This is a genomic window from Nitrospiria bacterium (assembly GCA_035517655.1).
In the GTDB taxonomy this organism is placed as follows: Bacteria; Nitrospirota; Nitrospiria; order JACQBZ01; family JACQBZ01; genus JACQBZ01.
In genome coordinates this window covers 40573-54113 of record DATIYJ010000041.1, presented here as the reverse complement: position 1 = coordinate 54113, position 13541 = coordinate 40573, and the positions used below count along the sequence as shown (strand labels likewise).

Sequence of the window (13541 nt, the reverse complement as noted above, 5' to 3'; positions counted from 1 at the left end):
TTCGAGCCATGCGAAACACAATTTTCTTCCAGTTCATGCCGTTGAAACCGGTTTTCCCGATGTCCGTTCAAGAAAACTCGCCGTGACCAACCGGAACCATCATCCATTCACCGAGACGGGAACCCCCGCGCCGACACGAAAACGGACCGACGATGATTGACGTTCAAAATCTCACAAAACGCTACGGGGATCTCACCGCCATCGAGAATGTCACGTTCAACGTTCAGAAGGGCGAGATCCTGGCCTTCCTCGGGCCGAACGGCGCCGGGAAAACCACGACCATGCGCATCCTCACCTGTTTCATGCCGGCCACCGGCGGGACGGCCACCGTCGCCGGCTACGATATCTTCGAACAGCCTCAAGAGGTCAAGCGCCACATCGGCTATCTCCCCGAGGTCCCGCCCCTCTACACCGAGATGACCGTGACGGAGTATCTCCGGTTCATCTCGAGGATCAAGGGCGTCGAACGGAAGGACCGCGCGGCGGCCCTGACGCGGGCCCTGGAGCGCTGCGCGCTGACCGAGGTGCGCGGCCGCCTCATCGGCAACCTTTCGCGGGGATACCGACAACGCGTCGGTCTCGCCCAGGCCCTGATCCACAACCCCGAGGTCCTGATTCTGGACGAACCGACCACCGGACTCGATCCGAAACAGATCATCGAGATGCGCCAGGTCATCAAGGACCTGGCCGGACAGCACACCGTCATCCTCAGCACGCACATCCTCCCCGAAGCGACCGCCGTCTGCCAGCGGGTGGTGATCATCCACCGGGGCCGGATCGTGGCCGTCGACACGCCCGACACGCTGTCGGCCCAGCTTCGCCGGTCGGAAAAAATCCGTCTGACCCTCCGGACGCCCGCGCCCGAAACTCCGGACGCGCTGAAATCCGTCCCGGGCGTCGTCTCGATCTTCCATGAACCGTCGAACGACGGGCAGGTGTTCATCGTGGAATGCGAGCTGGGCCGCGACATCCGGACCGAGCTGGCCGCGCAGGCGGTCCGCCGCGGCTGGGGTCTCTTGGAATTGTCCGCGGTCAAGCTGTCGCTCGAAGACGTCTTCCTCCAGTTGACCCGGGAAGAATCGAGACAAGAGGACTCGAAACAGGAAGAAACCGGACAGGAAGAATCAAAGCCGGCGGCCGTGAAAGGAGAGACGTCATGAAAAGCACGCTCGCCATCGCGGGAAAAGAACTTCGCGTCCTGTTCAACTCCCCGATCGCCTACGTGGTGACGGCGATCTTCATCCTGATTTCGGGCTACCTGTTTTACAGCATCGTCCTATTCGCCAGCAGCCAGAGCATGCAGATCATGCGCGTGCAGGGCGCCCTGCCGCAGATCAATCTGAACGATCTGATCTTCCGCCCCACCTTCCATAACATGGCCGTGATCCTGATGCTCACCCTGCCGCTGATCACGATGCGGCTTCTGGCCGAGGAAAAAAAGACCAAGACGATGGAACTGCTGATGACCTCGCCGGTGCCGCTGACGTCCATCGTGCTGGGCAAATACCTCGCCGCGATGGCGGTCTTCACGCTGATGCTGGCCCTGACGGCGTACATGCCGTTCCTGATGTGGTACTACGGGTCCGTCCAGTGGATGCCGATCCTGACCGGCTATCTCGGCATCTGGCTCCTGGGGGGCGTCTTCATCGCGGTCGGCCTGCTTGCGTCGTCGCTCACCGAGAACCAGATCATCGCCAGCTTCATCGGCTTCGGCGCGGTCCTGATTTTGTGGCTCATCGGCTGGATCTCCCAGACCGTGACGGACTCGTCGCTGGGCTCGCTGCTCACCTATCTTTCCATCGGCGAGCATACCGAGAATTTCATCAAGGGGATGATCGATACCGAGGACCTGGTCTACCAGCTCACCCTGATCATCGTGGGACTGTTCATCACCCACCGCGTTCTGGAGTCGCAGCGATGGAAGTGAGACATCCGAATAAGCTCGTGGAGAATCCGCCCGGCGAGCGCGGCGAGCGGGAGGGGGAGGCTCCATCGGGGTTTTCCGATGGAGGGGGCGACGTGAGCCCCTATGATATAAGCCCCAATAAGAAGGATCCATGGGAATGCTGAACACATTGAGCCGAGCCGCCGGATGGCTGGGCGTCCTGACGGCCGTCGCCGCCGCCATCGTCTATCAGGTCAATCCCCAATGGAAGCCCTACGTGAGCCTGGCGGAACTGGTCGCGCTCGGTCTTCTGGTTCTGTTCTTCATCGTCCATTTCGAGGCCCTCAAATCCTTTTCGGCGCGTCGGTCCACCAAATTCGGCCTGAACAGCATCCTCATGGTTCTCATCTTCATCGGCATCCTGGGCATTCTGAACTTCATCCTGTCCCGCCATCACCTCCGCTTCGATTTTTCGGAAACCTCGGCCTTCTCCCTCGCCCCGCAGACGCTGGAGGTTTTAAAGAACCTGAACCGGGACGTGAAGGTCACGGCCTTTGTCTCGGAACAGGGACGGAGCCGTTCGGAGGCCAAGGACCTGCTGGGCAGTTACAATTACCGCAATCCGCGCGTCACGTACACGCTCGTCGATCCCGATAAAAATCCGTCCCTGGCCAAACAGTACGGAATCACCCAGTACGACACCCTCGTGATCGAGAGCGGCAAGCAGGAAACCCAGGTCAAATCGGTCAACGAACAGGAGTTGACCAACGCGATCATCCGCATCGGCCAGGACGAGCGCCGCAAAATTCTTTTCCTGGAGAATCACGGGGAGCACGGTCTTTCGGATCAGGAGAAAACGGGCTACTCCCGCGTGAGGGACGCTCTCCAGGCGCAGGGGTTCGACGTCGGCCCGCTCTCCCTTCTGGAGGAAGGAAAAGTCCCGGACAAAACGGCCGTGCTGGTCGTCGCCGGCCCGCAGAAAGGCTTCCTCCCTCAGGAGAAGACCGCCCTGTCCAGCTATCTGACCGCCGACGGAAAGGTCCTGCTTCTTCTCGACCCCGACAGCCGGACGAACCTGGACGACATTCTGTCTCAGTGGGGAATCAAAATGGGGAAGGGGCTGATCGTCGACCCCGTTTCCCGGCTGCTGGGCGGAGACTTCACCATCCCGGTCGTGACGAACTATCCTCCCCATGACATCACCAAAGGCTTCAACCTCGCGACCTTTTTCCCGGTCGCCGAGTCCGTCAATTTCGATCCAGGCCGGGCGTCGGAGTTCGATTACAAACCGCTCGCGCAGACCAGCGACAACAGCTGGTCCAAGACCCGCCTGGCCGAGGGCCGGTTGAATTTCAACCCGGCGGAAGACGTCCGGGGGCCCTTGACCCTGGCCGCCGTGATCACCAAGAAATCCTCCTCCGGATCCTCCGAACACAGCCACGGCCCCGACGCCCACGCCGCGGCCGACGAGGCGCGGCCGACGCTGGTCGTGTTCGGAGACTCCGACTTTGCCGCGAACGGCACTTTTAATTTTTCCGGAAACGGCGACCTGTTCCTCAACACCGTCACCTGGTTGGCCCAGGAAAAGGGGCTGATCTCCATCCGGCCGAAGGAGACCCGTTTCACCCCGCTCTTCCTGTCGAGCTCCCAGGGGACCCTCCTGATGTACGTCTCGCTCCTGCTCCTTCCCGCGGGGGTCTTCCTCACCGGGATCGGCATCTGGAGGCGCCGGAGGCTTCTATAGTGCGCCACAAATTCACAACGACGCTCGTCATGGCCGCCGTCCTGCTCCTGCTCGGGATCTACCTGGTCGTCGTCGAGATCCCGCACCGGAAAAAAGCCGACGAGGCCGCGCAGAACGCCGACCGGCTCTTCGACTTCAAGAGCGAGGACGTCAATGCCGTCGAACTACATTACCCGTCCGGCGGGATCGAGCTCAAGAAATCCGCGGACGGGAAATGGCGGCTGACCCGGCCCCTGCAGACCGACGCCGACCAGCGCGAGGTCCAGAGCCTGGTTGCGACCGTGGGGGACGTCCGCTTCACCCGGGTGGTCGAAGAGAAGGTCCAGAACATGGCCGAGTTCGGCCTGGCGCATCCCAACGCGGACATCACGCTCACCCTGCCCGACCGCGCGGTGCGCTTGTTGATCGGCGACGACGGCCCGATTCCCAACACAATCTACATTCAAAAGGACGGCGACCCGCGCGTGGTCCTGGCGCAGCAATGGATCAAAGGATCGCTGACCCGTACGGCCTTCGATTTCCGGACGAAGATCATCCTGACCATCGACCACGACAAGGTGGACCAGGTCTCGCTCGAATTTCCCAAACGAACTTTTCAGCTGGACAAGCAGGACAAGCGCTGGCTTTTGAAAAAGCCGGTCCAGGCGCCCGCGGACGGGGATGCGCTGGACACCCTGACCCTGATGCTGCAGAACCTCCGCGCCACGGCCTTCATCGATCCCGGACCGGACCATGACAAGACGCTGAAGGGCCTGAAAAAACCGCTCGTCACCGTCACGACACGCGAGCCGGGCGACGGCGCGCCCAAAACGCAGACCGCGCGGTTCTACGCGGCCACGGAGAAGGACAGCGTCTACGTGGTCACCGATCCGGACAAGCCGATCTACCGGGTGGCCAAGGCCAACATGGACGAGCTCAAGCCGGAGTTGTTCCACTACGAGGACAAACGTCTGGTCGACGTCAAAACGGACGCGGTAAAGACGATCGAAGTCCGGACGCCGGCCGATCAATACACGCTGGTATCGAAGGACGCGGGCTGGGCGATGCAGAACCCGGCGCGGCCGGTCAAACAGGACCTGGTCAAGCGCCTTCTGGACCAGATCGACAAGCTCAAGGCGTTTCAGGCGGTCGAGACCCCGGTGAAAAAACCGGCCGCCGTCGGGCTCAAGCCGCCCGTCGACGCGATCCGGCTTCTGGACGCGAAGCAAAAACCGCTGGCCGAGCTTCATCTGGGACGCGAGCTCAAAGGGATGCTCTACGCGCAGGGCAACACCCCGCTCGGCATCGCGCTGGTGAACAAGGATTTTCTGGACGAGATTCCGCGAAAATCGGAATTGATCAAGAAGGAAGAACCGAAGAAAGAGAACAAACCCGACACGAAAAAGTAGGGGCGCAGCCTGCCGCACCCCTACGGTCACCCCTCGCTGAACACCCTTACCGCCTCGATCGCCCTCTTCCACCGCCCGTAGATTCTTTCGCGCTCGCCCTCGGCCATCCGGGGCCGGAAAATTTTTCCGGTCCTGATCTTCGGAACCAACGACGGGGATTTCCACCAACCGTTTCCCACGCCGGCCAGAAGCGCCGCGCCGAGGGCCGCGGCCTCGGCCGCATCGGACCGTCGGATCGAAAGGCCGAGCCAATCGGCCTGCGTCTGAATCAACGAGTCGATGCAAGACGCTCCGCCGCCGGCCGTCAGCGTCTTGATCCGGATCGGGCCGTTCCGTTGTATCGCCTCGGCGATGTCCTTGATCAGGAAAGCGATACCCTCGACCGCGGCGCGGATGAGGTCCGCCTTCGTGGTCGTCGGGCCGAGACCGAAGATCCCCGTCCGGGCCCCGCTCAGCCAGTGCGGGGCGCCCAGCCCCGCGAGGGCCGGGACGAGATAGACCCGTTCGTTGGACGATCGGACGACCCGGTCGATCTCGTTCGGCGACTTGAGCCATCCCGTCTTTTGCAGCCAATCGAACGCCGTCCCCACGGCATTGACCGTTCCCTCGGTGACGTAGGCCGTCTCATCCGGCGTCGACCAGGCGAGGCTGGACAGCAAGCCCGGGACCAGGACCGATCGGTCGCCCGTGTTCACCAACAGAAACCCGCCGGTGCCGTAATTCACGACCGCCTCTCCCGCGTCGACCGCGCCCAGCCCCAGGAGCCCGGCCTGCTGATCCCCGATGGAGGCCCGTATCGGGATCACAACGCCGCCGAGACGGGCCGCGCCGAACTCGGCCGAGGTCGGAAGGATGCGTGGAAGCATCGGGGCGGGAATGTCAAAAAGCGACAACAGCTCCTCATCCCACGAGAGGCTGTACAGATTCATTAGGAGCGTACGCGCCGCGTTGGTTTGATCGGTCGCGTGGACCTCGCCCTTCGTGAGCTGCCAGATGAGATAGGTGTTGACCGTGCCGCAAAGGATGTCTCCCTTTTCGGCTTTTGCGCGCAGTCCCTTCGAGCGGTCCAGAAGCCAGCGCAGTTTCGGGGCGGCGTAATACGGCGTGAGCATCAGTCCGGTTTTCGAGCGGATCAAATCCCGTTGTTCGCCCCACTGTTGCGCCAGCTCGGCCGCTCTCAAATCCTGCCAGCTGATCGCGGGCGTCAAGGGGCGGCCGGTTTTTTTGTCCCAGAGAATGATCGTCGAGCGCTGGTTGGCGATGCCGAGGGCCGTGATCACATTTTTCTTGCCGACAGAACGGATCGATTGCTTGGCCGCGTTCAACTGGGAATTCAGTATCGCCTTCGGATCGTGCTCGACCCAGCCCGGACGGGGCCGGATCGTCTTGAGCGGCGCGGCCGCAAGACGAACGATACGCCCTTTGCGGTCTACAAGAACAGCTTTCGAGTTCGTGCTCCCCTGATCGAGTCCCAAAAGAAATTCCGCCATGCGGCGCATCGTAGAAGAACTTTACGATCTTGTCAAACGCGGAGTTCGCGAATGGGATGCGCGATGTTGACGTTTTGTCCCGGTTCCGGTATATTCTCGGTTGATTTAGCGCCGGTCTGAGCACGGTCTCGGAAATGGATTTCCAACGAGGCCCGGACCTCGACACGGCTTCGGAGGCTCCTGTTATGCTCACGCACTCCCCTCTCGCTTCCCGCACACACCGTCCATCGGTCCTTCCGGACTATGCAATCATCCATAATCGTGGGTTTTCGCTTGTAGGGGCGTAGCATGTTGCGCCGCTGCTACTACGGTGCCCAATCGAAAAGGAGCAATATATTCGATCTGCATCTATTATATATATATAGGCCGGAGGGCGTGGGTAAACTGGCGGGGAAGAGAAAAAAACATGGGTAAGAATCTTACTTCCGTTGAAAAGATATTGAGCCGCATAAGAAAGCCCGTTGTGTATCATTACCCTGGAGATGAAGGCGAGAGACGCGGGGTGCTTGAGGATCGCACTGTTCTCTCAGTGGGTCGCAATCCCGCGGGTGCTTTCTACTGGCTCATCGTTGATTTGATAAAATTTTCGGGTTACCGCGGACATTGGATCAGAATCGGGTATTACCGAAAAACGAAAGAACGTCTGGTCTTCGCAGGACAGACGACATCGACCTATCGCGTATCCCAATGGAAACGGTTGCTCCTAAAAACATCCAATGAAAAACGGTGGTTCCGGAAGCTAATTCAGGATGTTGCTGAAGAGACGAAGAAGTGATTCGACCTATTAGAAAAGGCCCTGGGTACGTTCATGAAATATGACACTGTTTCCCCGCGCCGGAGCCGAGGGTATGGCAGGCGGCCGAATACGGACCGTTAAAAGTAAAGAAATAATAAAGAAGGGACTTAAAAAACGGAGGTCCGATGTATAAACATATGATGAAAGCCGTCAGCTTTTTCGCCGGCCTTTTTTTGCCGGCGGTGGCCTTTGCGTCTGATAACAATCCCGATGTGATGAGTTTCCTGATCACATTCCTTGTAACATGGGGACCGTTCCTCTTATTTATGCTTGTGTGGTTCTTTCTCATGCGTCGCTTTCGATTCAACCAACCCTGGGATAAGATCGTCCACCACTTGGAAGGAATCGAGAACCAGCTTGGGCGAATCGCGAACAGTCTGGAGCGCCAGAACAAGTAATCCTTATCCCGCGCCGGAACGGAGAGTTGGATGAATTGGAGACGCGTATGATGACGAAAGAGCAAGCCAATGAATTGGCGAATCACTGGATGGCGGCCTGGAACGCGCATGATTTGGACAAAATCATGTCGCATTATGAAGACGACGTGGTATTGAGCTCGCCGGTCGCCGCGAAACTCCTGAACGATCCGTCCGGCACCGTCCGCGGCGAGGCCGCGCTGCGCGCCTACTTCAAAAAGGGGCTTGAAGCCTATCCCGACCTGGCGTTTCGATTGCTCGACCTGATGTGGGGGCTGAACAGCGTCGTGCTGTACTATGTGAATCAAAAAGGCGCGAAAACGGGAGAGTTCATGGAAATCGGCCGTACGGGAAAGGTGTCGAGGGTCGTCGCCCATTATAACGACTGAGACAGGGTTTAATGCGTCGCGCTCCGGAGCCGTACGCAAGGAGCTATAATGAAATAGTGCAATCATTCCGAGTGGAGGCCTTCTCCTGATGAAGTGGGGTTTTCGAGTACTGGCCGTTTTGTTCGTGGTGCCCGCGACCAACTTCTTCATCTATTGGCTGCCGTTTTCATTGATCCCCCTGGGCGACCAGCGTTGGATCGCCAGCATCGTGTCGCTAGTATGCGCGGCGGGCGCGGGCTGGTATGTCTGGAGAAAAACCGGATCGGCGCCCGGCGATTTGATTTCCTCGGTCTTCTACGGGGCCATCGTGCTGGGAGGCATCGGTTTTTCGGCGGGCTTCTTCGGACCGATGATTTTTGATCCGGGGGCCAACCAGGGCCCGCTTCTCGGTATTTTCATAACCGGTCCCTTGGGCTTCTTGCTCGGCGGAGCCGGCGGTTTCATCTACTGGCTGACGCGCGGGAGAAGAACTGAAATCGGCCATGAAGATTAAAGCCCCCCCGCCCAAAAACCGACGAACAAAGACGATCGTCTACATCGGAACGAGCCTTGACGGCTTTATTGCGAGAAAAGACGGGGGGGCTCGACTGGCTGGTCCGCTTCGAGAAGCCCGTGAGAGACGACTATCGTAAATTCATGAGCACGATCGACGCGGTCGTGATCGGAAGGGGCACGTTTGAAAGCGTCCTCACGTTTCCCTCCTGGCCTTATGATCAGAAAGTCTTCGTGCTGAGCACCCGTCTCAAAAAAATACCGGATAAGTTAAAAGGGAAAGCGACGGTTCTTTCAATGAAGCCCAAAGCGTTGCTGAATTATCTTTCCAAGGAAGGCTGCTCGAATATCTATGTCGACGGCGGAAAAGTGATTCAGGGCTTTCTGAAAGAAGACTGCATCGATGAGCTGATCATTACAAAAGCCCCCTTGCTGATCGGAAGCGGCCTTCCCCTCTTCGGCGATCTGGACCATGATCTGAGCTTCCAACACGTACGGACCAAGGTCTATTCCAACGGACTGGTCAAAAGCCGCTACAAAAGAAAACGAAACTGAACCCAAGCCGATTCGTCTTGCATCCTCATACCGTTGCGGGTATTCTAACCTCAATGGAACGAATCATCCCCCTTGCAAGAACCGCCGGAGCGGCCTGGCCGTTTCTCGCAACATTTCCGGTGCTCCTTTCCCCTTCGACCGTCCTCGCCTCGTCCGAAAACGGCGACGGCCGGCTTCTCGACCTCACCGGAAGCGGATTCGGGATCGCTTCGATCGTCGTCTTCGCCCTGGCCTACGCGCTGGTCTTTGCCGAGGGATTGTTCCATCTCCGGAAATCCAAACCGGTCGTCGTGGCCTCCGGCGTGATCTGGACCTTGATCGGCATCGCCTACGCCATGGAGGGGGATGCGGCCGCGGCCGCCGCCGCGATCCGGCACAACCTTCTCGAGTACGCGGAGCTGCTCCTCTTCCTGATCGCCGCGATGACCTACGTCAACACGATGGAGGAGCGAAACGTCTTCCACGCGCTGCGGGCCCGGCTGGTCTCGGCGGGACTTTCCCTTCGGTCGATCTTCTGGATCACCGGGCTCCTGGCCTTTTTCATCTCCCCGTTTGCCGACAACCTCACGACCGCGCTGGTCATCGCGGCCGTGGTCATCGCGGCCGGCGAGGGCCATCCGCGCTTCGTCGCCCTGGCCGCGATCAACGTCGTGGTGGCCGCGAACGCCGGCGGGGCCTTCAGCCCCTTCGGCGATATCACGACACTGCTGGTCTGGCAGAAAGGCGCCGTCCGGTTCTTGGAATTCTTCGACCTGTTCGTACCGGCCCTGATCAACTGGCTCGTCCCGGCGCTGATCTTGTCGCTCGCCGTCCCGAAAGGACGGCCGAACCCGGCCCGGGATACGGTCGCGCTCAAACCGGGCGCGCTCGGGGTGGTCGGGCTGTTCCTCCTCACGATCGCCATGGCGGTCTCTTTCCAAAATTTTCTTCACCTGCCCCCGGTCCTCGGCATGATGACCGGCCTGGGCTTGCTGAAAATCAACGGCCACTTTCTCCGGCGCAAGGCGCTTGGAGGGAGCGCCGCCGGCGAGGGGGCCCCGTCCTTCGACATCTTCGCCATCATGAAACGGGTGGAGTGGGACACGTTGCTGTTCTTCTACGGGGTGATCCTCTGCGTCGGCGGGCTGAGCACGATCGGGTATCTGGCCTCGGCATCCCATGTTCTGTATGTCGACCTGGGGCCGACCGCGGCCAACGTGCTGGTGGGGCTGATGTCGGCGATCGTGGACAACATCCCGATCATGTTCGCGGTCCTGACGATGCATCCCGAGATGTCCCACGGTCAGTGGCTGCTGGTCACCCTGACGGCCGGCGTGGGCGGCTCGCTGCTGTCGGTCGGCTCGGCGGCCGGCGTCGCGCTCATGGGACAGGCGCCGGGCGTCTACACCTTCATTTCCCATCTGCGCTGGACCTGGGCGATCGCGCTGGGGTACGCGCTCAGTGTCTGGGCGCATTTTTTGATCAACGCCCGCTTAATGTAGGAGGCCCGCATGCCGCGCCCCGATCCGCAACCGGTCCTCTTCACCGATCTGGACGGGACGCTTCTGGACGCCGAAACCTACTCCTGGCAGGCGGCAAAGCCCGCGCTCAATCGTCTTGAGGAACGAAACGTTCCCTGGGTTCTTTGCAGCAGCAAGACGAGGGCCGAAATGGAGCCTCTCCGGCGGGCCATGGGCCACCGTCACCCCTTCATCGTCGAAAACGGCGGCGCGATCCTGATTCCGGAGGGTTGCTTCACCGTCCCGTTCTCGGCCGATCCACACGCCGAGGGTGGCCGGACCGTCGAGATCGGAATCCCCTATCGCCTTTTACGCATCGCCCTCCAAGAGATCGCCCGTGAAACCCGAACCGTCGTGAAAGGTTTCGGGGATATGAACGCGGAGGAAGTCGCATCGCAAACCGGCTTGCCGCTGAACGAAGCCGAACGGGCCAGAGCCCGCGAGTACGACGAGCCGTTCATCATCGAAGGAACGCCGGAACAGCGACAAGCCGTCCTGAGCCGGATCGAGTCCAAGGGCTTCCGCTGGACGAAGGGCGGCCGCTTCCCCCATCTGACGGGGAACAACGACAAGGGACGCGCGGTCGCGATCCTGTCCGAAATTTACCGGCGTCAGTACGGCGCGATCCTCACGGTCGGACTCGGGGACAGTCTGAACGATCTTCCGATGCTTGCGGGCGTCGACCGGCCCGTCCTGGTCCGTAGGCCGGACGGAAGTTACGAAGATGCGATCGCGCTTCCGGGACTTGTACGCGCCGACGGAATCGGCCCGGCCGGCTGGAATAAGGCCGTTCTTAAAATCTTGAACAACTCTCCGAAGTCGGTTTGACAAGCGACGGAGATGGCTTTATCATTTGAGCAGGGAGTGCCATGGAAAACAAGTCGATGCCCGGAGATTTCACACGAGCGTCCCGCCCGCCGGATCCCGGCCCGGTCGGTCTCTTGACCGACTATGATATTTTCCTTCTCAAAGAGGGAAATCACACGTTGCTGTACGAGAAACTCGGCGCGCATCCGATCACGGCGCAGGGCGCCGCCGGAACGGTCTTTGCGGTATGGGCGCCGAACGCCGAGCGCGTTTCGGTCGTGGGGGATTTCAACGGCTGGAAGCCCCAGGCCCACCCGCTCTCGGTCCGGGGGGACGCATCCGGGATCTGGGAGGGCTTCCTTCCCGGAATCGGGCCGGGGGCCCTTTACAAGTATCACGTCAGCTCCGGAAATCAATCGTTCAACGTGAACAAAGGCGACCCCTTCGCCTTCGGATGGGAATGCCCGCCCAAAACGTCATCCGTGGTCTGGGACCTAAACTATGACTGGGGCGATCGGGACTGGATGGCGAAGCGGAAACGGGCGAACGCCCTCGCCGCTCCCCTCGCGATCTACGAAGTGCACCTCGGTTCGTGGCGGCGCGTTCCCGAGGAAGGCAACCGGCCGCTGACCTACCGGGAATTGGCCCGCCCTCTCGCGGCCCACGTCAAGGAAACGGGCTTCACGCACGTCGAGTTGATGCCGATCACGGAGCATCCCTTCTACGGTTCGTGGGGATACCAGACGACGGGCTATTTCGCCCCGACGCGGCGCTACGGCACACCCCAGGATTTCATGTACCTGGTCGATCATCTCCATCAGGAGGGCATCGGCGTGATCCTGGACTGGGTCCCCTCCCACTTTCCCTCCGACGAGCACGGACTGGCGTACTTCGACGGGACCCACCTCTACGAGCACGCCGATCCCCGTAAGGGATTTCATCCCGAATGGAACAGCTTCATCTTCAACTACGGCCGCAACGAAGTCCGGTCCTTCCTGATCAGCAGCGCGCTGTTCTGGCTGGACAAATACCACATCGACGGCCTCCGCGTGGACGCGGTGGCCTCGATGCTCTACCTGGACTACGCCCGAAAAGAAGGCGAGTGGATCCCCAACGTTTACGGCGGCCGCGAGAACCTCGATGCCATCCATTTCCTCAAGCGCCTGAACGAATCCGCCTACGGGAAATTTCCGGACGTTCAGATCTTTGCGGAGGAATCGACCGCCTGGCCCATGGTCTCCCGGCCGACCCATGTGGGGGGCCTGGGCTTCGGGATGAAATGGAACATGGGCTGGATGCACGACACCCTGGCCTATTTCTCGGAGGACCCCCTGTACCGGAAATACCACCACAACCAGCTCACCTTCAGCCTGTGGTACGCCTTCTCGGAAAATTTCATCCTGCCCCTGTCCCACGACGAGGTGGTGCACGGCAAGGGATCGCTCATCGGCAAGATGCCCGGGGACGAATGGCAGCGCTTCGCCAACCTCCGGCTGCTGTACGGCTACCTGTACGGCCATCCCGGAAAAAAATTGCTTTTCATGGGCGGCGAATTCGGCCAGGTCCGCGAATGGAAGCACGAGGAAAGTCTCGAATGGCACGTGCTTCAATTCCCGAACCACAACGGGATCCGGCGATGGATCGCGGACCTCAACCGCCTGTACCGTGCGGAACCGGCCCTGCACGAGCGGGATTTCGACGCCGAAGGCTTCGAATGGATCGATTGCAACGACTGGGAGCAGAGCGTGGTCAGTTTTCTAAGGAAGGGAACGAACGCGGGCGAGATCATCCTGACGGTCTTCAATTTCACCCCGGTCCCGAAATACCAATACCGGGTCGGAGTTCCGGGCGGCGGCTACTGGCGCGAACTGCTCAACAGCGACTCCGCCTTCTACGGCGGAAGCGGGCTCGGAAATGCCGGAGGCGCCGAGGCCGCGCCCGTCCCCGCCCATGGGCGTTCCCACTCGCTCGCGCTGACCCTGCCTCCCCTGGGCGCGCTTTTTTTTAAAGGGTAGATACTCAACGAGCAAGGCGAACGGGAGGGGGAGGCGGGTCAGATACAAGATGCGGGATGCAAGAT

The 13541-nt window shown here is 60.4% G+C and carries 13 protein-coding genes; 12 read left to right on the top strand and 1 reads right to left on the bottom strand.

Annotated elements, in window-relative coordinates; all coding sequences use genetic code 11:
- The first annotated feature begins 152 nt into the window (after positions 1-152).
- The 4 genes from VLY20_08030 (at position 153) to VLY20_08015 (ending at position 5017) form a co-directional block, all read left to right on the top strand.
- Complete coding sequence (locus VLY20_08030) at positions 153-1160, top strand: ABC transporter ATP-binding protein (GenBank protein ID HUK56591.1); 1008 nt, start codon at positions 153-155, stop codon at positions 1158-1160.
- The gene (locus tag VLY20_08025) at positions 1157-1927 is read left to right on the top strand and encodes an ABC transporter permease subunit (GenBank protein ID HUK56590.1); all 771 of its coding nucleotides are present in this window, start codon (positions 1157-1159) and stop codon (positions 1925-1927) included. The genes VLY20_08030 and VLY20_08025 overlap by 4 nt, the downstream gene beginning before the upstream one ends.
- A 136-nt stretch (positions 1928-2063) precedes the next feature.
- On the top strand, positions 2064-3629 hold the full coding sequence (locus VLY20_08020) for a Gldg family protein (GenBank protein HUK56589.1): 1566 nt from the start codon (positions 2064-2066) through the stop codon (positions 3627-3629).
- Positions 3629-5017: a DUF4340 domain-containing protein gene (locus VLY20_08015; protein HUK56588.1), complete on the top strand. Its 1389-nt coding sequence runs from the start codon at positions 3629-3631 to the stop codon at positions 5015-5017. Before VLY20_08020 ends, VLY20_08015 begins: the two co-directional genes overlap by 1 nt.
- A gap of 26 nt (positions 5018-5043) precedes the next feature.
- Here VLY20_08015 and VLY20_08010 read toward each other — a convergent pair whose 3' ends face one another.
- Entirely contained in the window at positions 5044-6507 is a 1464-nt protein-coding gene (locus tag VLY20_08010; GenBank protein HUK56587.1) for an FGGY family carbohydrate kinase, read from the bottom strand.
- Between the two features lie 406 nt (positions 6508-6913).
- On the opposite strand from VLY20_08010, the gene VLY20_08005 reads away from it, so the two are divergent.
- The 8 genes from VLY20_08005 (at position 6914) to glgB (ending at position 13476) form a co-directional block, all read left to right on the top strand.
- Positions 6914-7282 (top strand): hypothetical protein, encoded by a 369-nt coding sequence (locus VLY20_08005; GenBank protein ID HUK56586.1) that lies wholly within the window; start codon positions 6914-6916, stop codon positions 7280-7282.
- A gap of 146 nt (positions 7283-7428) precedes the next feature.
- Complete coding sequence (locus VLY20_08000) at positions 7429-7701, top strand: hypothetical protein (GenBank protein ID HUK56585.1); 273 nt, start codon at positions 7429-7431, stop codon at positions 7699-7701.
- A 47-nt stretch (positions 7702-7748) separates the two neighbouring features.
- The gene (locus VLY20_07995; protein ID HUK56584.1) at positions 7749-8108 is read left to right on the top strand and encodes a nuclear transport factor 2 family protein; all 360 of its coding nucleotides are present in this window, start codon (positions 7749-7751) and stop codon (positions 8106-8108) included.
- An 88-nt stretch (positions 8109-8196) separates the two neighbouring features.
- Entirely contained in the window at positions 8197-8601 is a 405-nt protein-coding gene (locus VLY20_07990; protein ID HUK56583.1) for a hypothetical protein, read from the top strand.
- 56 nt (positions 8602-8657) lie between these two features.
- On the top strand, positions 8658-9155 hold the full coding sequence (locus VLY20_07985) for a dihydrofolate reductase family protein (protein HUK56582.1): 498 nt from the start codon (positions 8658-8660) through the stop codon (positions 9153-9155).
- Between the two features lie 53 nt (positions 9156-9208).
- Positions 9209-10636, top strand: coding sequence for a sodium:proton antiporter NhaD (nhaD, locus tag VLY20_07980; GenBank protein HUK56581.1), 1428 nt, complete (start codon positions 9209-9211; stop codon positions 10634-10636).
- 9 nt (positions 10637-10645) lie between these two features.
- Positions 10646-11482, top strand: a complete 837-nt coding sequence (locus VLY20_07975; protein HUK56580.1) for an HAD-IIB family hydrolase — start codon at positions 10646-10648, stop codon at positions 11480-11482.
- Positions 11483-11538: 56 nt separating this feature from the next.
- Positions 11539-13476, top strand: coding sequence for a 1,4-alpha-glucan branching protein GlgB (glgB, locus tag VLY20_07970; protein HUK56579.1), 1938 nt, complete (start codon positions 11539-11541; stop codon positions 13474-13476).
- Positions 13477-13541 lie beyond the last annotated feature (65 nt).